Origin of the sequence: Actinosynnema sp. NPDC091369 (assembly GCF_044757065.1) — a bacterium.
In the GTDB taxonomy this organism is placed as follows: Bacteria; Actinomycetota; Actinomycetes; order Mycobacteriales; family Pseudonocardiaceae; genus Actinosynnema.
This window is the reverse complement of record NZ_JBIVUG010000003.1, coordinates 754299-772668: the sequence shown is the minus strand read 5'-3', so window position 1 is coordinate 772668 and position 18370 is coordinate 754299. Positions and strand designations below refer to the sequence as shown.

General features: G+C 72.5%; 14 protein-coding genes. 4 read left to right on the top strand and 10 right to left on the bottom strand.

Annotation, left to right across the window (positions count from 1 at the left end; translation table 11 throughout):
* Positions 1–50: 50 nt before the first annotated feature.
* Complete coding sequence (locus tag ACIQMJ_RS16285; protein ID WP_499761761.1) at positions 51–1823, bottom strand: sigma-70 family RNA polymerase sigma factor; 1773 nt, start codon at positions 1821–1823, stop codon at positions 51–53.
* Positions 1824–1891: 68 nt separating this feature from the next.
* The gene (locus ACIQMJ_RS16280) at positions 1892–2512 is read right to left on the bottom strand and encodes a LysE family translocator (RefSeq protein ID WP_499761760.1); all 621 of its coding nucleotides are present in this window, start codon (positions 2510–2512) and stop codon (positions 1892–1894) included.
* 41 nt (positions 2513–2553) lie between these two features.
* On the opposite strand from ACIQMJ_RS16280, the gene ACIQMJ_RS16275 reads away from it, so the two are divergent.
* The gene (locus tag ACIQMJ_RS16275; RefSeq protein WP_499761759.1) at positions 2554–3060 is read left to right on the top strand and encodes an Lrp/AsnC family transcriptional regulator; all 507 of its coding nucleotides are present in this window, start codon (positions 2554–2556) and stop codon (positions 3058–3060) included.
* 10 nt (positions 3061–3070) lie between these two features.
* Positions 3071–4456 (top strand): pyridoxal phosphate-dependent decarboxylase family protein, encoded by a 1386-nt coding sequence (locus ACIQMJ_RS16270; RefSeq protein ID WP_499761758.1) that lies wholly within the window; start codon positions 3071–3073, stop codon positions 4454–4456.
* On the opposite strand, the gene ACIQMJ_RS16265 is transcribed toward ACIQMJ_RS16270, so the two are convergent.
* Genes ACIQMJ_RS16265 through pyk form a run of 3 tightly spaced genes read right to left on the bottom strand, consistent with a single transcriptional unit; the run spans position 4446 to position 7414 of the window.
* Positions 4446–5006, bottom strand: a complete 561-nt coding sequence (locus ACIQMJ_RS16265) for a Uma2 family endonuclease (protein WP_499761757.1) — start codon at positions 5004–5006, stop codon at positions 4446–4448. The two genes, ACIQMJ_RS16270 and ACIQMJ_RS16265, sit on opposite strands and share 11 nt — an antisense overlap.
* Positions 5007–5057: 51 nt before the next feature.
* A complete protein-coding gene (gene tesB / locus ACIQMJ_RS16260) occupies positions 5058–5981 on the bottom strand; it encodes an acyl-CoA thioesterase II (RefSeq protein WP_499761756.1) in 924 nt (307 codons plus the stop codon).
* A gap of 8 nt (positions 5982–5989) precedes the next feature.
* A complete protein-coding gene (pyk, locus tag ACIQMJ_RS16255; protein WP_499761755.1) occupies positions 5990–7414 on the bottom strand; it encodes a pyruvate kinase in 1425 nt (474 codons plus the stop codon).
* Between the two features lie 82 nt (positions 7415–7496).
* Here pyk and ACIQMJ_RS16250 point away from each other — a divergent pair, with 82 nt between their 5' ends.
* Positions 7497–7844: a VanZ family protein gene (locus ACIQMJ_RS16250; protein WP_499761754.1), complete on the top strand. Its 348-nt coding sequence runs from the start codon at positions 7497–7499 to the stop codon at positions 7842–7844.
* A gap of 22 nt (positions 7845–7866) precedes the next feature.
* On the opposite strand, the gene ACIQMJ_RS16245 is transcribed toward ACIQMJ_RS16250, so the two are convergent.
* Positions 7867–8523 (bottom strand): DUF2461 domain-containing protein, encoded by a 657-nt coding sequence (locus ACIQMJ_RS16245; RefSeq protein ID WP_499761753.1) that lies wholly within the window; start codon positions 8521–8523, stop codon positions 7867–7869.
* 93 nt (positions 8524–8616) lie between these two features.
* Between ACIQMJ_RS16245 and ACIQMJ_RS16240 the strand changes: the two genes are divergently transcribed.
* Positions 8617–10578 carry a helicase-associated domain-containing protein gene (locus ACIQMJ_RS16240; protein WP_499761752.1) on the top strand — a complete coding sequence of 654 codons (1962 nt, stop codon included), beginning with the start codon at positions 8617–8619 and terminating at the stop codon, positions 10576–10578.
* A gap of 45 nt (positions 10579–10623) precedes the next feature.
* Here the strand turns inward: ACIQMJ_RS16240 and ACIQMJ_RS16235 are convergent, their stop codons facing one another.
* From ACIQMJ_RS16235 to gltB, 4 genes are all read right to left on the bottom strand, one after another.
* A complete protein-coding gene (locus tag ACIQMJ_RS16235) occupies positions 10624–10989 on the bottom strand; it encodes a carboxypeptidase-like regulatory domain-containing protein (protein ID WP_499761751.1) in 366 nt (121 codons plus the stop codon).
* 81 nt (positions 10990–11070) lie between these two features.
* Positions 11071–12000, bottom strand: a complete 930-nt coding sequence (locus ACIQMJ_RS16230; protein ID WP_499761750.1) for a trypsin-like serine peptidase — start codon at positions 11998–12000, stop codon at positions 11071–11073.
* 269 nt (positions 12001–12269) lie between these two features.
* On the bottom strand, positions 12270–13775 hold the full coding sequence (locus ACIQMJ_RS16225; protein ID WP_499761749.1) for a glutamate synthase subunit beta: 1506 nt from the start codon (positions 13773–13775) through the stop codon (positions 12270–12272).
* Positions 13768–18306 carry a glutamate synthase large subunit gene (gltB, locus tag ACIQMJ_RS16220; RefSeq protein WP_499761748.1) on the bottom strand — a complete coding sequence of 1513 codons (4539 nt, stop codon included), beginning with the start codon at positions 18304–18306 and terminating at the stop codon, positions 13768–13770. The genes ACIQMJ_RS16225 and gltB overlap by 8 nt, the downstream gene beginning before the upstream one ends.
* Positions 18307–18370 lie beyond the last annotated feature (64 nt).

The window sequence follows — 18370 nt, the reverse complement described above, 5'->3', positions numbered from 1 at the left end:
GCCGGTACCGCGGAGCGCCCGTCGCCGCACGACCGGCTCCGGGCGCTCGCCTAACCGGTGGCGCGGTAAGCCTCGCCTGCCCGGTTCGGCGTCCCTCCGGGCAGGTACAGCCCGGTGCCCGGCTTGTCGGCGGGGAGCGCGAACCACGCGTAGCGCTCCAGGTGGGGCAGGTCTTCGAGCATCCGCGACGACGCACCGGCGAAGTCGGCCAACTGCTGCGCGTCCGGGTAGCGCACACCGCCGCCGGAGAAGTCCATCAGCGAGTACTCGGTCAGCCAGATGGGCAGGCCGTAGCGGGCGTGCACGGCGTCCAGGTAGTTCTTCAGGTGGCCGACGGCGGCCGGGCCGAAGTCCGAGCCGTACCAGTGCAGCGCGATGAAGTCGACCCGCAGGCCGCGCTGCCGGGCCCCGGTGAGGAACCGGTCGAGCCAGCCGCCCGGCTGGTCGCCGCTGTGCGCGACGGCCGGGCTGCCCAGGCGCATCCCGGTCGCCTGGAGCTGCGGCCACAGGTCCAGCGCCTGCTCCACGGTCATGTTCGCCTGCTCGGCGAGGTCCGGTTCGTTGAAGCCGAGCAGGGTGCTGCCCTGGCCGCGGACCGCCTGGAGGTTCGCGGGCGTCACCGCCTTCGCGCCCCAGATCATCGGCACGTACTCCACGCCGGCGGGCGGCTGCACGTTCTCCCTGGTCGGGGCCCAGTTGTAGAACCAACCCGCGCCGACGTCGGACAACGCCGCCGTCACGCCGTCGAAGTGCCAGGTGCTGACGCCCTTCTTCTCCGACCGGGCGACCGGCTGCACGACGGGTGCCGGTGCGGCCGTGGTCGTCGTCGTGGTGGTGGTCGTCGTGGTCGTGGTGGTGGTCGTGGTAGTCGTGGACGGGATGGTCGAGGCCATCCGGGTGGTCGTGACGGCGACCGGGGCGGCCACCGGCGTGGGCGGCGTCCGCTCGCCGGGCAGCAGCACGACCGCGGCCGCCACCGCCGCCACGGCCGCCGCCGCGATCAACGGCTTGGTCGCGGCGCTCGCCCGCAAGCCCTTCCCCGCCACCGCGACGACCGGCTGCGCGGCGAGGTCGAACCCCGCGGGCAGCGGCACGAGCGGGATCCGGGCCAGCAGGCCGTCCACCGCGGCCAGGTCGTCGAACCCGCGGGCGCAGCGGGCGCACTCCCGCGCGTGCCGCACGATCCGCTTGCGCCACAGCGCGCTCGGCCGCCCGTCCCAGTCGGAGATCACCTCGGCCAGCCCGCCGCAGCGCGGCAGGGCGAGCACCCGCACGACCACCCGCGCCCCGTCGAGCTGGGCCTTCATCCGCTGCACCCGCACGGCCGCGTGCTGCGGCGTGAGGTCCAGCGCCTCGGCCAGCTCGGCGCGGGTGATCCGGCCGACCTGCTCCATCCACCACAGCGACAGCAGTTGGCGCTCGTCGTCCCCGATCCACCGGGTGGCCGCGAGCACCTCCCGGCGCTGGCCGGTGAGCTGGAGCCGGGTGACGGCCAGGTCGGCGAAGTCCGCGCCGGGATCGGGCAGGTCGGTCAGCTCGGCGTCGGCGAGCGGCGGCCGGGTCCGGTGGTGGTCGCGCACCTGGTTCATCGCGATGGCCAGCAGCCACGACCGGAACGCCTCGGGCTCGCGCAGCTTCGGCAGGCCGTGCAACGCCCGGAGCATGGTCTCCTGCACGACGTCGTCGGTGTCCGGGTGGCCCGCCAGCGCGTGCCCCACCACGTTGTAGACCAGCGGCAGGTAGGCGGCGACCAGCGCGTCCAGCGCCCCGGGCTCGCCCCTCACCGCGGCCGTCACCGCCGCGGCGTCCCCTGGTGTGCGCATACCGTTCCTCTCCGCCGGGTCTGGCTTACCTCACCGGAGACTCCTCGGACGCGCCACGATAACGAGATTCAGGCGGCGAGCACCGAAGCCGCCATGCCGATCAGCGCCGCGCCGCACAGCCGCTCGAACACCGGCCGCACCTTCGGCCGCGCCAGCAGCGCCGCCAGCCGGCCGGCCAGCGGCACCACCGCGGCCCAGAAGCACGCGAACACGCCCACCGCCACCGCCGAGAGCAGCGCGGCCTGCGGCAGCGGCGGCGCGGACGGGTCCATGGCCTGCGGCACCAGGCTCAGGAACGTCAGCATCACCTTCGGGTTGAGCAGGTCGCACAGCAGGCCGCGCAGGAACAGCGACCGGTCGGACTTCGGCGCCCGCCGGATCGGCCCACCGCGCCGTGCCGCCCGCAGCGTGGCGACGCCCAGGTGGACCAGGTACAGCGCGCCCACGGCCTTGACCGCGAGCAGCGCCGCCGGTGCCGCCGCGACCAGCGCGGACAGCCCCACCGTGGCCAGCACGGCGTGCACCAGCAGCCCGGTCACCACGCCCGCCGCCGTCAGCGCGCCGTAGCGCACGCCGCGCACCGCGTTGCCGGTGACCAGCACGAAGTCCGGGCCGGGCACGACGGTGATGACCACGAGGGCGAGCAGGAAGGAGGTCCAGGCGATGTGCACGGCGGCATCCTGCGTCACGCGTTCGGGTGTATTCCACCTGACGGTTACAGTATTCGGTTGTGAGCGAGACAGCCGAACTGGATTCGGTCGACTGGCTGATCTTGGAGGCGTTGCAGAACGACGCGACGCTGCCGAACCGGAGCCTGGCCGAGCAGGTCGGCATCGCGCCGTCCACGTGCCTGCAACGCGTGCGCCGGCTGCGGGACCTGGGCGTGATCACCGGGTTCCACGCCGTGGTCGACCCGCGGACGACCGGCCTGCCGCTGGAGGCCGTGGTGTCGGTCAACGTGCGGCCGCACACCCGGCCGGTGGTCGCGGCGTTCCGGCGGTTCGTGATGGCGCAGCCGGAGACGCGGTCGCTGTTCCACGTCAGCGGGCAGGCGGACTTCCTGGTGCACATCGCGGTGGCCGACAGCACGCACCTCCAGGCGTTCCTGATGGACAAGATCGCCTCCCGGGCGGAGGTGCGGAACCTGACCAGCTCGGTGGTGCTGGAGCGGGTGGAGACGCGGGCCCTGACGCCGCCCGACGACCAGCGGCCCACCCACCGCAGGCGGCGCGTATAGATTTCCGGCCATGGACCCCGAGGAGTTCCGCCGGATCGGCCACGAGGTGGTCGACTGGATCGCCGACTACCGCGCGCGCGTCGAGGACTTCCCGGTCCGGTCGCCGGTCCGACCCGGGTGGGTGCGGGAGCAGCTGGCGGGGCTGCCCGAGCGCGGCGAGGGCTTCGCGGGGCTGCTCGCCGACCTCGACCGGGTCGTGCTGCCGGGGACGACGCACTGGCAGCACCCCGGCTTCTTCGCCTACTTCCCGGCGAACGCCTCCCTGCCGTCCGTGCTGGGCGACCTGCTGTCGTCCGGGCTGGGCGTGCAGGGCATGTTGTGGTCCACCTCGCCCGCCGCGACCGAGGTCGAGCAGCACCTGATGGACGAGCTGGTCGGCGCGCTGGGCCTGCCGTCGTCGTTCGTCGGCGGTGGCGTCATCCAGGACACCGCCTCGTCCGCCGCGCTGGTCGCCGTGCTGGCCGCCCTGCACCGCGCGTCGGCCGGGAAGTGGCGGCGGTCGGGCGTGGACGGCACCGAGACGGTGTACGTGTCGTCGCAGACCCACTCGTCGCTCGAACGGGCCGCGCGGATGGCGGGGCTCGGCGAGCAGGCCGTGCGGTCGGTCGACGTGGACGCGCGGATGGCCATGCGGGCGGACGATCTGGCCGCGCGCATCCGGGACGACGTGGCCTCGGGTCACCGCCCGGTGCTGGTGTGCGCCACCGTCGGCACCACGGGCACGGGCGCGGTGGACCCGGTGCGCGAGATCGCCGACGTGTGCGCCGAGCACGGCATCTGGCTGCACGTGGACGCGGCGTGGGCGGGCCCGGCGGCGCTGTGCCCGGAGTTCCGCGACCTGTTCGACGGCGTGGACCGGGCCGACTCGTTCACCGCGAACGCCCACAAGTGGATGCTGACCGCGTTCGACCTGTCCCTGTTCTGGACCGCCCACCCGGACGTGCTGGTCGACGCGCTCACGATCCTGCCGGAGTACCTGCGCAACACGGCCACCGACTCGGGCGCCGTCACCGACTACCGCGACTGGCAGATCCCCCTGGGCCGCCGCTTCCGCGCGCTCAAGCTCTGGTCGGTGCTGCGCTGGTACGGCCTGGAGGGCATCCGCGACCACCTGCGCGGCCACGTCGAACTCGCCGCCCTGCTCGAGTCGTGGGTCGACGCCTCCGACGACTGGGAGATCGTCGTCCCCCGCTCCCTGTCCCTGCTGACCATCGCCCACCGGTCCGGCGACGACACCACCCGTGCCGCCCTGGACCGCGTCAACGCCACCGGCGACGCGTTCATCACCCACACCGTGATCGACGGCCGCTTCGCCATCCGCGTGGCCATCGGCGCGGAGGCGACCAAGGAGCACCACGTGCGGGCGCTGTGGGATGCCCTGGCCCTTAGCGGCTGAGCAGCGAGTCGAGGTCGAGGGTGACGGGGAAGGGACCGGGGACCTCGACCTTCCCGGTGCCGCCCGCGACGTGCCGGTACTCACCGTCAACCAGGGTGAAGGCCACGAGCGTGATCGGCTCGTCGAGTTCGAGCAGCCAGTAGTGCGGGATACCCGCGTCGGCGTACTCGGCGGGCTTGAGCATGCGGTCCATGCGCCTCGTCCCCGGTGACACGATCTCGATGGCCAGGAGGACATCGTCGGGGTCCACGCGCTTCGGATACTCCAGCGCGCGTTCGGTCGGGACGACGACCATGTCCGGTGCACGCATCGTGATCGGAGGCACCGGGTTGATCAGAACATCGATCTCGGGCACCGCTACCACGTCGTGAGGTAGTTGCTCATCGAGCCAGGTACCCAACCGCTTCGCTGCCAATTGGTGTTTGAGTGCCGGCTTCGGCGACACGAGCAGAGCTCCCTCGACCAGCTCGACGTGGTGCAACTCGTCCTCGGGGAGGGCGTCCCACTCTTCCAGCGTGAGCCAGTGGTCAGGCCAGTGCATCGTGCTCATCGCGACCCACTTCCCGTGACGTCCCGTTGACTGCGCAGCGTAGCTGGTCGGCTACAGAACTCGCAGCAGACCCTCCTGCACCACGGTAGCGACCAGGTGGCCGTCGTGGCTGTAGAAGCGGCCCGTGGCCAGGCCCCGGGCGCCCGAGGCGGACGGCGAGGCGCAGTCGTAGAGGAACCACTCGTCCGCCCGGAACCGGCGGTGGAACCACATGGCGTGGTCCAGGCTCGCACCCAGCACCTTGTCCGTGCCCCAGTACACGCCGTGCCGGACCAGCACCGAGTCGAGCAGCGTCATGTCCGACGCGTAGGCCAGCACGCACACGTGCAGCAGGTCGTCGTCCGGCAGCTTGCCGTCCGCCCTCATCCACACCTGGCTGCGCGCCTCGGCCGGCCCGTCCTCGCGGGCGCGCCACGGCGGCTCGGTCACGTACCGGATGTCGATCGGCCGCGGCAGGCGGGCCATGCCCACCTTCTCCCGGTACCCGGCCGCGGACTCGGCGTAGGTCGGCAGCGAGTCCGGCGACGGCACGGACGGCATCGGTTCCTGGTGGTCCAGGCCCGGCTCGTCGAGCTGGAACGACGCCGACAGGGTGAAGATCGCCTTGCCGTGCTGGACGGCGACCACGCGCCGGGTGGTGAAGGACCGTCCATCCCGGACGCGGTCCACCTCGTACACGATCGGCACGCTCGGGTCGCCGCCGCGGATGAAGTACGAGTGCAGCGAGTGGACCCGGCGCTCGGGCGGCACGGTGCGGCCGGCGGCCACCAGCGCCTGGCCGGCGACCTGCCCGCCGAACACCCGCACGGGCGACTCGGCGGGTGACACGCCGCGGAAGATGTTCTCCTCGATGCGCTCCAGGTCGAGCAGCGCCACGAGGCGGTCGAGCACGGGCTGCCCGTGGGGCACGCCGTCGGCGTCCAGGGGAACGTCCGAGAACTCGGCGGTCGCCGCGGCACGGGCAGCCTCGGTCACGTCATCTCCTAAGCGTGGTCGTCCTCCCCCAGGCGGTGCACCCGGATGAGGTTCGTCGAGCCGATGGTGCCGGGCGGGGAGCCCGCCACCACCACGACGAGGTCGCCGGGCTGGTACCGGCCGATGTCGATCATCGACAGGTCGACCTGGCGGACCATCTCGTCCGTCGAGTCCACCTTAGGCACCAGGAACGTCTCGGTGCCCCAGGTGAGAGAAAGCTGACTGCGCACGCTGGGCTCCGGCGTGAACGCCAGCAGCGGCAGCGGCGTGTGCAGGCGGGCCAGCCGCCGCACGGTGTCACCGGACTGGGTGAACGCGACCAGCGCCTTCGCGTTCAGCCGCTCGCCGATGTCGCGCGCCGCGTACGAGATCACGCCGCGCTTGGTGCGCGGGACGTGGGTCAGCGGCGGGACCACGGTGGACTCGGTCTCCACGTGCTCGATGATGCGGGCCATCGTCTTGACCGTCTCGATGGCGTACCGGCCGACCGAGGTCTCGCCGGACAGCATCAGCGCGTCCGCGCCGTCGAGCACCGCGTTGGCGACGTCCGAGGTCTCGGCGCGGGTCGGCCGCGAGTTGGTGATCATCGAGTCGAGCATCTGGGTGGCCACGATGACCGGCTTGGCGTTCTCGCGCGCGATCTGGATGGCCCGCTTCTGCACCAGCGGCACGTACTCCAGCGGCAGCTCGACGCCCAGGTCGCCGCGGGCGACCATGACGCCGTCGAAGGCCAGCACGATCGCCTCGAGGTTGTCGACCGCCTCCGGCTTCTCGATCTTGGCGATCACCGGCCTGCGGCCGTGGCCCACGCGGTCCATGACCTGGTGGACCAGGTCGATGTCGGCGGGCGAGCGCACGAACGACAGGGCGATGAAGTCCACGCCCAGGTTGAGGGCGAACTCCAGGTCCTCGATGTCCTTCTCGGACAGCGCGGGCACGGACACGTCCATGCCGGGCAGCGAGAGGCCCTTGTTGTTGCTGACGGGGCCGCCCTCGGTGACCTCGCAGACCACGTCCGGCCCGTCGACCTCGATGACGGTCAGGCCGACCTTGCCGTCGTCCACCAGCAGCCGGTCGCCCGCCTTGGCGTCCTGCGCCAGCTGCTTGTAGGTGGTGGAGACCCGGTCGTGGGTGCCCTCGACGTCCTCGACGGTCACCCGGACGACGTCACCGGTGCGCCACTCGACGGGGCCGTGGGCGAACCGGCCGAGCCGGATCTTCGGTCCCTGGAGGTCGGCCAGGATGCCGACCGCGCGGCCCGACGCATCGGCCGCGTTGCGGACGAGGTCGTAGACCTGCTTGTGGTCGGCATGGCTGCCGTGGCTGAAGTTCATCCGGGCAACGTCCATACCGGCCGCCACCAGCTCGTTGACCTTGTCCTCGGTCGCGGTGGCAGGACCCATCGTACAGACGATCTTCGCGCGTCGACTCACGTCTAGTCAGAGTAGTCCCTGTCACTGGACCGATCAGGATGTACCGGGAAGTAATCTCGGCGAAACAGGCAGAATCTGCCCCGTGGGCCCCAGAATCCTTCCGTTCGTGGTCGCGGTGTTGCTCAGCGTCATCGTGCTGTTCACCCCGGCTTCAGGTGTGCCCACCGCGCCGCCGGGCACCGACAAGGTGGTGCACTTCGTGCTGTTCGCGCTGCTCATGGGCACGGGGAGGTACGCGCGGCTGCCGTCCGGACCACTGGTCCTCGGCCTGCTGGGTTACGCCGCGGTCTCGGAAGTGTTGCAGTGGCTCATCACCGCGCTGCACCGCGGCGGCGACGTCCTGGACGCCCTCGTGGATGTGGCCGGCATCGCGTTCGGGTACGTCGTGGCGCACTGGACGCGCCGGGAGCGCCGTACCCCTTCCGGGTGATCGGGGCCACGCCCGGGACGCGTCAGCGGCGGAAGCCGACCTCGGTCAGGCCGATGTGGTCGGCGCACCAGTCGACCAGCGGCGTCACCTGCCGCCAGGCCGTGCGCACCCGGTCCAGGCAGCCCGGCTCGTGCAGCACGTCGTCGGGCGGCCACACCTTGGCCACGTAGAGGCGCTTGTGCTTGAGCAGCTCGATCCGCGGGTGCTCGGGGTCCAGGCCGCGCGGCGCGCGCTTGAGCTTGTCGCCGCGCAGCTCCCAGCCCGCCTTCGCGAGCTTCGCGAGCAGCTTCTCCAGCGCACGACCCCGCACGTCGTCCGCGACCGACTCGCGGTAGCGGGCGAGCTGGTCGGAGGCCATGGCGAACGAGCCGCCGGCCACGAACAGGCCCTCGGTGCCGATCTGCACGTAGTGCGCGCCGCCGCCGCGGCCGAGTTCGACCACGCCGCCGCAGTGGTCTTTGTAGGGCGTCTTGTCCTTGCTGAACCGCACGTCGCGATAGGGCCGAAAGACCTTTCCCCTCCCGAACTCGGGATCCAGCGCGGCCAGCAACGCCTCCATGGGCGCGCGCACATCGCGCTGGTAGACGTGCTTGTTGTCGTCCCAGTACGCCTTGGAGTTGTCCGCGACGAGCCCGTCGTAGAAGTCGATGGCGTGTTCGCCGAAGCCGGTGAATTCCACGGCACACAGCTTACGTTCGTCCATTCGTGGCTCATTCGAACGCTCTATCGCAACGCATCACCGCGCGGTCACGTCCTGTGCATAATCGGCCGGGTGGGTAGGAAAACGGCGCTGGCCGGATGGCTGCGCGAGCTCGACGCCGGCCGGATCCGGGACATCCTGGCGCTGCGCAGGGACGCCGCCGACCGCCGACCCTCCTCGTTGCGGGCGCTGGCGGACGAGCTGACCACGACGGCGTCGGTGCGGGCCGCGGTCGACGGGCTCGACCAGGGGTGCCGGGACGTGCTGGACACCGTGCTGCGGCTGGGTGACGAGGCCGGTGTGGAGGCGTTGGCGGAACGGTTGCGGTGCAACGGGAAAGCCTCGCGGGCGGAGCTGAAGCGGGCGCTGGGCGAGCTGCGGGCCCGCGCGCTGGTGTGGCCGGCGGAGGGTCGGCTGGTCTGCTCGCCGGGGTTGCGCCCGGTGGAGGACGAGCCGCCGCGCCGCATCACGCCCGCGCCGCGCGCGCCCCGCCGCGTGCCGCAGGACCGGGGTTTCGCCGACCGGGCCGCGATCACGCCCGCCACGTCCACTGTGGACGGCGTCACGCGCCTGGTCGACCTGTGCGACGTGGAGCTGGTGGCGTGCCGGGGTGTCCTGGGGTTGCGGGAGCTGCGGCGGCTCGCCGCCCTGCTGCGGGTGGACGAGGGCCGCGCGCGGCTGTGGGTGGGGTTGGCCGTGGAGGCCCGGTTGCTCGCGGTGGACGACGGCAGGCTGGTCCCGACGGTGCGGTCCGACGCGTGGCACGCCGAGTCGCCCGCGCACCGGTTGGCCTCGTTGGCGGAGGTGTGGCCGCGGCTGACGTGGACGCCGGGCCGGCAGCGGCCGGCGTCGGCGGAGGTGTCCTCGGCGGACTCGGCCGACTCGGGCGACCGGACCAGGCGCGGCCTGCTGGAGCGGTACGCGCGGTTGGGCGAGGACGAGGCGTACGAGCACCGGCACGAGGTGGTCGCCGAGCTGGTGTGGGCGCTGCCGGCCGCGCACGGGCGCGCGGCCACCGAGGCGGCGCTGGTGGAGGCCGAGTCGGTGGGGTTGGTGGCGCTGGGCGCGGCGACCGCGCTGGGCCGCGCGGTGCTCGCGGGCGCGGTGGCGGAGGTGGCGTGCCGGTTCGTGCCGCCCGCCGCGACGACGGCCCACCTGCGGCCGGACCTGACCGCGGTGGTGGCCGGGCTGCCGTCGCGGGAGCTGAGCGCGGTGCTGGACCTGGCCGCGGACGGCACGGCGGGCGGCTGGCGGTTCAACGGCGGCAGCGTGCGGCGGGCGTTGGACGCGGGGCACGAGCCGGACGCGTTGCTGGCGCGGCTGGCGTCGGTGGCCGAGCACGGCGTGCCGCCGACGTTGGCGCACCTGGTGCGGGAGGTGGCGCGGCAGCACGGCCGGATCACCGTGACGCCGGTGGCGAGCTGCGTGCGGGCGGAGGACCCGGCGCTGGTGAGCGAGATCGCCGCGCACCCGGCGCTGGCCCCGTTGGGGTTGCAGCCGCTGGGGCCGACGGTGCTGGCGTCGACCAAGCCCGCCGCGGAGACGCTGGCGCTGTTGCGGGCGGCCGGCTACGCGCCCACCACGTCGACCGCGGACGGCACGGCGGTGGTGGAACGGGTGCCGCGGCGTCGCGTCGAGCCGCCGCCGGTGCGCGGCGCGACCGGCGGGTGGCGTGCGCCGTTGACCGAGCAGGAGCTGGCGAAGCTGGCGGCGGCGCTGGTGGAGCGGGAGCGGCCGAGGCCGAAGTTCGTGCTGCCGCCGGCGGAGTCGCAGCGGATGGGCGCGGTGCGGCTGCTGCGGGACCAGTCGCTGGTGCTGCGCGACTCGGAGGTCGTGCTGCTGGCCGAGGCGCTGGTCAGCCGCACGTCGGTGGAGATCGCGGTGGCCAACGGCCCGCGGACCACGGTGAAGCACGTCATCACGCCCGTGGACCACGCAGCGGGCAACCTGAAGGCCAACTGCGCGCCGCGCGGCGAGCACCGCGAGTTCCCGGTGAGCCGCATCCGCTCGGTGCGCGCGGTGACCGGCGTCTGACGGCGGACGCCCCGACCCGGGTCCTCGGGGCGGGGCGGCGGCACGTCAGGGCAGGCGGAGGTCGAGGTGGTCGGTCCGGCCCGCTGCGGTGGTCACGTCGGACGCGGGACCGACGCGGTCGTCCTTGGTGGCGGTGAACTCGTAGCGGCCCGGGGTCAGGCGCCACTCGTAGCGGCCGTCCGGGTCGGACAGCACCGCCAGTTCCGGCACCGGGTGGGGCGGGCTGTCCAGCGATCTCGGCTGCACGAGCGCGCCCGCGACCGGTCGACCGGCGGAGTCCGCGACCACGCCGGTGACGGTGGCCCGCGCCGTGGTGGGTGGTGGGGTGTCGGCGTCGGACGTCGGGGCCTCCCCGCCGCACGCGCCGAGCGCCAGCACGCCGATCAGCAGCGCGAGGTGTGCGCGTCTCACGATTCGCTCCTCTCGGTCACCGCTGGGACGGAACGGGCGGCGCTCGGGGTTGCCGCACCCGGCGAAGCTCACCGGATCGGGTCAGCGCCAGCCGACGACCAGGTTGAACCGGCTCTCGGTGATGCGCGGCCCGCTGTTGTGGCCGTTGGAGCCGACGCCGTAGGCGTGGAACGCGAGCGAGCACCGGCCCGAGCAGCCCGACGAGCCGGACGCCCGCACGGTGTGCACGGAGCTGCCGCTGTTGCCGCCCACGGTGTCGTTGTCGTAGTAGAGCCGCAGCGACGCGCTCTCCCGCACCTGGTCGGTGTGGGTCCACTGCTGTTGGCCCTTGTCGCCGGGGTAGCCCTGGATCGTGGTGGAGGTGCCGTTGAGCGACGCCGTCGTCCAGTACGCGCCGTACCAGCCGGTGGTGTTGCCGACCGAGCAGTTCAGCGTCGCGCCGCCGTAGTCGGCGTCGGCGCTGCCGTCGGTCGTCCAGCCGGTGTTGGACCGCAGGGTCGCCGCGGTGCAGGAGCCGTACGGGTAGGTGGTGCCGTTCGCGCCGGGGTAGAACTTGAGCTGGCCGGTGTACCAGCCGCTGGTCTGGTTGTAGACGCAGTGGCCCGCGGTCAGCACGAGGCTCGCGCCGAACATCCAACCGGTGCAGTGCTGCGACTCGACGCCGTTGACGGTGCGGGTGATGAGCACGGTGGCGCTCGCCGGGAAGCCCGTGGTCGGGTCGACCCGCACCCGGTTGTCCGCGCCGATGATCGACTGGACTCCGACGTCGCCGGTGGGCGTGGCGTAGCCCCGGATGCGGTGGCCGGCGGGCACGCGCTGCGCGCCGTACGCGGTCACGTCGGCGGGCACGCCGGTGCCCTCGTACGCGGAGACGCCCCGCAGCCCGCTGTGCCGGGCCGCCGTCACCCCCGCCTCGGTGTCGGCGGAGCCGAGCTCGACGCCCTTCGGCGTGCCCGCCGACGCCGTGGACACCAATCCGATGGTGGCGAGCAGCGCGCTCGCGAACACCATTCCCACTCGTCTGGAAGTGTTGTGAACCGTCACCGGGAATCCCTTCGTGCGGAGAAAGTCCTCACCGCAGGAGTCGTCGGGAATCCGGATCGATTACGAAAAAGGTAAAACTTCCGCCACCCGCCGGCTCATATGGGCGCAACGGCCCACCGCGCACCGCCCGATGCCCTGACCTGCCCGGGTGACGCGGAATCGGTTCGCACCGGAAAAGGACAAGGCCGCCCCGACGTCGTTGTCGGGGCGGCCGGGCATCCAGCGAACAGCGGGGTCTACACCACGGCGAGTGGCAGCATGTTGGGGATCACCGGGGACGGCAGGTCGGACGAGCCGGTCAGGAAGCGGTCCACCGCGTTGGCCACCGAACGGCCCTCGGCGATGGCCCACACCACCAGCGACGCGCCGCGGTGCGCGTCACCGCAGACGAACACGCCGGGCGCCTGGGTCTGCCAGTCCGAGCCGCACGAGATCGTGCCGCGCGAGGTCAGCCGGATGCCGAGCCGGTCGAGCAGCGGCATGTGCTCGACGCCCTCGAAGCCGATGGCCAGCAGCACCAGGTCCGCCGGCAGCACCTCGACCTCCTCGGAGGTCGGCACGACCTGGCGGCGCCCGGAGGCGTCCTTCTCCACCCGCACCTTGCGCAGCTGGATCTGCCGCACGTGCCCGTCGTCGTCGCCGATGAACTTCTCCACCGCGACCGCGAACTTCCGCTCCCCCGCCTCCTCGTGCGCGGGGTAGGTGCGCAGGATCCACGGCCACGTCGGCCACGGCGAGCGCGCGTCGTCCCGGGTGGACGGTGGCATCGGGTACTGGTCGAGCTGCAGCACCGACGCCGCGCCCTGCCGGGACGCCGTGCCGTAGCAGTCCGCGCCGGTGTCGCCGCCGCCGATGATCACGACGTGCCTGCCCGCCGCGTCGATGGCGGCCGGGCCGTCGCCCTCGCACGCCCGGTTGGCCGGCACCAGGTGCTCCATGGCCAGGTGGATGCCCCGCAGCTCCCGGCCCGGCGTGGTCGTGTCGTCACGGCCGCGCAGCGCGCCGACCGCGAGCACCACCGCGTCGAACCGCTCCCGCAGCTCCTCCACGGTCAGGTCCACGCCGACCTCGCAGCCGGTGACGAACTTCGTGCCCTCCTTGCGCAGCTGCGCGAGCCGCCGGTCGAGGACCTTCTTCTCCATCTTGAACTCGGGGATGCCGTAGCGGAGCAGCCCGCCCAGCCGGTCGTCCCGCTCGAACACGGTGACCTCGTGGCCCGCCCGGGTCAGCTGCTGGGCAGCCGCGAGCCCGGCCGGGCCGGACCCGACGACCGCGACCTTGCGGCCCGACGACACCTGCGACTGCGTGGGCTTGACCAGTCCCTGGTCCCACGACACGTCGGCGATGGCCTGCTCGACCCGCTTGATCGCGACCGGGCCGCCCGCGTCGTGGCTGATCGACAGCACGCACGCCGCCTCGCACGGCGCGGGGCACAGCCGGCCGGTGAACTCGGGGAAGTTGTTCGTCGCGTGCAGCCGGTCCGCCGCGGACTCCCAGTCGCCCCGGCGCACCAGGTCGTTCCACTCGGGGATCAGGTTGCCCAGCGGGCACCCGGCCGCCCCCGAGTGGCAGAACGGGATGCCGCAGTCCATGCACCGCGTCGCCTGGGTGCGCACCTCCGCGTCCCGCTGCTCGGCGGGGACGTCGAGGTACACCTCGTTCCAGTCGCCGAGCCGCTCGGCGGCGGGCCGCTTCTTCGGCTCGGAGCGGGAGTGCTTGAGGAAACCGTACGGGTCAGCCACGGGAAGCCTCCATGATCGCCTGGTCGACGTCCCTGCCTTCCGCGCGGGCGAGCCTCATCGCTTCGAGCACGCGCTGGTAGTCACCGGGCATGACCTTGGTGAACGACGCGGAACGCCGGGGCCAGTCGCCGAGCAGCGACGCGGCCACCGCCGAACCGGTGAGCTGGTGGTGGCGTTCCACCACCTCGCGCAGCCAGCGCAGGTCCTCCGCGCCGGGCCGCTGGAGCTCGACCATCGCGGTGTTGACCGCGGCCGGGTCGAGTTCGAGCACGTAGGCGATGCCGCCGGACATGCCCGCCGCCAGGTTGCGGCCGGTCGGCCCGAGCACCACGGCCCGGCCGCCGGTCATGTACTCGAACGCGTGGTCGCCCACGCCCTCGGCGACGGCCAGCGCGCCCGAGTTGCGCACGCAGAACCGCTCGCCGACCCGTCCGCGCAGGAAGATCTCGCCGGACGTGGCGCCGTAGCCGATCACGTTGCCCGCGATGACCTGCCGCTCGGCCGCGAACGGCGCGTCCGGGTGCGGTCGGACGATGATCCGGCCGCCGGACAGGCCCTTGCCGACGTAGTCGTTGGCGTCGCCGATCATCTCCAGCGTGACGCCGCGCGGGATGAACGCGCCCAGCGACTGGCCCGCCGAGCCGGTGAACGTCACGTGGATCGTGTCGTCGGGCAGCCCGTCGCCGCCGAACCGGCGGGTGACCTCCGCGCCGAGCAGCGTGCCGACGGTGCGGTTGACGTTGCGCAGCGGGAGTTCCAGCCGCACCGGGCGGGCGTCGTTGAGCGCCGCGTCGGCGAGCTGGAGCAGCGTGCGGTCCAGCGCCTGCGCCAGGCCGTGGTCCTGCTCGCGGACCTTGCGCTTGGCCGTGCGGTACGGCGTCTCCGGCACCTCGAACACCGGCGACAGGTCCAGCCCGGCCGCCTTCCAGTGCTCGATCGCCTCGTCGGTCTTGAGCAGCTCGGCGTGGCCCACGGCCTCGTCGATCGTGCGGAAGCCCAGCGACGCCAGCAGTTCCCGGACTTCCTGGGCCACGAAGTGGAAGAAGTTGATCACGTGGTCGACCTGGCCGGTGAACCGCTTGCGCAGCTCCGGGTTCTGCGTGGCGATGCCGACCGGGCAGGTGTCGAGGTGGCAGACGCGCATCATCACGCAGCCCTCGACGATCAGCGGCGCGGTCGCGAAGCCGAACTCCTCGGCGCCCAGCAGCGCGGCCACCACCACGTCGCGGCCGGTGCGCATCGCGCCGTCGACCTGCACGGTGATCCGGTCGCGCAAACCGTTGAGCAGCAACGTCTGCTGGGTCTCGGCCAGGCCGATCTCCCACGGCGTGCCCGCGTGCTTGAGCGAGTTCAGCGGCGACGCGCCGGTGCCGCCGTCGTGGCCGGAGATCAGCACCACGTCCGCGTGCGCCTTCGCCACACCCGCCGCGACCGTGCCGACGCCGACCTCGCTGACCAGCTTCACGTGCACGCGGGCCTGCTCGTTGGCGTTCTTCAGGTCGTGGATCAGCTGCGCCAGGTCCTCGATCGAGTAGATGTCGTGGTGCGGCGGCGGGGAGATCAGGCCCACGCCCGGCGTGGAGTGCCGGGTCCGCGCGATCCACGGGTACACCTTGTAGCCGGGCAGCTGGCCGCCCTCGCCGGGCTTCGCGCCCTGCGCCATCTTGATCTGGATGTCGCTGGCGTTGACCAGGTACTCGGACGTGACGCCGAACCGGCCGGACGCGACCTGCTTGACCGCGCTGCGCCGCTCCGGGTCGTACAGGCGCTCCGGGTCCTCGCCGCCCTCGCCGCTGTTGGACCGGCCGCCGAGCCGGTTCATCGCGATGGCCAGCGTCTCGTGCGCCTCCGCCGAGATCGACCCGTACGACATCGCGCCGGTGTTGAACCGCTTGACGATCGAGGAGACCGGCTCGACCTCGTCGATCGGGATCGGCGTGCGGCCCTCGGCGTCGAACGAGAACAGGCCGCGCAGCGTGCCGCCCTGCCGGGCCAGCCGCTCCACCTCTTCGGTGTAGCGCCGGTACACGTCCTGCTTGCCGGTCTTGGTGGCGTGCTGGAGCAGGAACACGGTCTCCGGCGTGAACAGGTGCAGCTCGCCCTCGCGGCGGTAGGCGTACTCGCCGCCCACCTCGAGCCGGCGGTGCGCCCGGTCGCTCGGGTTGTCCGGGTGCGCGCGGCGGTGGCGCAGCGCGACCTCCTCGGCCAGCACGTCCAGGTCCGCGCCGCCCAGCTTGGACACCGTGCCGGTGAAGTACTCGTCCAGCAGGTCCTTCGACAGGCCGACGGCCTCGAACACCTGCGCCGCCGTGTACGCGCCGACGGTCGAGATGCCCATCTTCGACATGATCTTCAGCGTGCCCTTGACCAGCGCGGTCACGTAGTTCCGCACGGCCTTGCGCGGCTCGATGCCGGTCACCGCGCCGGTGCTGATCATGTCTTCGATCGTCTCGAACGCCAGGTACGGGTTCACCGCGGCGGCGCCGTAGCTCAGCAGCGCGGCGATGTGGTGCACCTCGCGGGCGTCACCGGTCTCCACGACCAGCGCCACGCGCAGCCGCTCCTTGGTGCGCACCAGGTGGTGGTGCACCGCGGAGACCAGCAGCAGCGACGGGATCGGCGCCATCCGGTGGTCGGAGTCCCGGTCGGACAGCACGAGCGTGCGGGCGCCGTTCGCGATCGCCTCGGACGCCTCCCGGCGCACCCGCTCGATCGCCGCGGCCAGCGCCGCGCCGCCACCGTCCACCTCGTACAGTCCGGACAGGACGGTGCAGGCGAAGCCGGGCAGGTCGCCGTCGTCGTTGATGTGGATGAGCTTGGCCAGCTCGTCGTTGTCGATCACCGGGTAGGTCAGCTTGATGTGCCGGCAGCTGACCGGGCCCGGCTCCAGCAGGTTCTGCTCCGGGCCCATCACCCGGGACACGCTGGTGACGATCTCCTCGCGGATCGCGTCCAGCGGCGGGTTCGTGACCTGGGCGAAGTTCTGCACGAAGTAGTCGTAGAGCAGCCGGGAGCGCTGCGAGAGCGCCGCCACCGGCGTGTCCGTGCCCATCGAGCCCAGCGGCTCCGCGCCGTTGGTCGACATCGGGGCGAGCAGGACGCGCAGCTCCTCCTCGGTGTAGCCGAACGTGAGCTGGCGGCGCACCACGGACTCGTGGCTCTGCACCACGTGCTCGCGGTCGGCCAGGTCGGCCAGCTCCAGCAGGCCCGCGTGCAGCCACTCGTCGTAGGGCAGCTCGTCGGCCAGCTTCGACTTCACCTCGTCGTCCTCGACCAGGCGACCCTCGACCGTGTCGACCAGGAACATCTTCCCGGGCTGCAACCGGCCCTTGGCCACGACCTGGTCCGCCGGCACGTCGAGCACACCGGTCTCCGAGGCCAGCACCACGCGGCCGTCGGCGGTCTGCCACCAGCGGGCCGGGCGCAGGCCGTTGCGGTCGAGCACCGCGCCGACCAGCGAGCCGTCGGTGAACGTGACGCACGCCGGGCCGTCCCACGGCTCCATCAGGCTCGCGTGGAACTCGTAGAACGCGCGCCGCTTCGGGTCCATCGAGGTGTGGTTCTCCCACGCCTCCGGGATCATCATCAGCACCGCGTGCGGCAGGCTCCGGCCGCCCAGGTGCAGCAGCTCCAGCACCTCGTCGAAGCTCGCCGAGTCCGAGCCCTCCGGGTGGCAGATCGGGAACAGCCTGCTCAGGTCGCCCGGGATCAGGTCGGAGGCCAGCAGCGCCTCGCGGGCCCGCATCCGGTTCCGGTTGCCCCGGACCGTGTTGATCTCACCGTTGTGGGCGACGTACCGGAACGGGTGCGCCAGCGGCCACGACGGGAACGTGTTGGTGGAGAAGCGGGAGTGGACCAGGGCGATCGCGCTGGCCAGCCGCTCGTCGCGCAGGTCGGGGAAGAACGCGGGCAGCTGGCCCGTGGTCAGCATGCCCTTGTAGACGATCGTCCGCGACGACAGCGAGGGGAAGTACGTGCCGACGTCGGCCGCCGCGCTCTCGTGCTCGACCCGCTTGCGCAGGGCGAACGTGAGGCGGTCCAGCTCGACGTCGCGCCGGCCGGTCTCGCTGCGGACCAGCAGCATGGCGAAGTGCGGCATCACCGACCGGGCGGTCGGGCCGACCCCGGCGTGGTCGGCCGCCGTGGGCACGTCGCGCCAGCCCAGGACCTCCAGGCCCTCCTCGGCGGCGATCCGCTCGGCGAGCGCCACGGCCTTGGCGCGCTGCTCCTCGTCGGCCGGCAGGAAGGCGATGCCCGCCGCGTACGCGCCCGCCTCGGGGAGCTGGAAGTCCAGCACCTCGCGCAGGAACGCGTCCGGCAGTTGCAGCAGGATCCCGGCGCCGTCACCGCTGGTCGGCTCGGCGCCCGCGGCGCCGCGGTGCTCCAGGTTGGCCAGCGCGGTGAGCGCGTCGACGACGATGTCGTGCGAGCGCCGGCCCTTGATGTCGGCGACCATCGCCACACCGCAAGCGTCACGTTCCGCGGTGGGGTCGTAGAGCCCCTGCGGGGACGGGATGGCGGAGAAGATCACTGCGCAGACCTCCTTCGTCGTCCTTGGTGAAAGAACGAGTCCTCGTGTCCAGGTCCTGGAATCC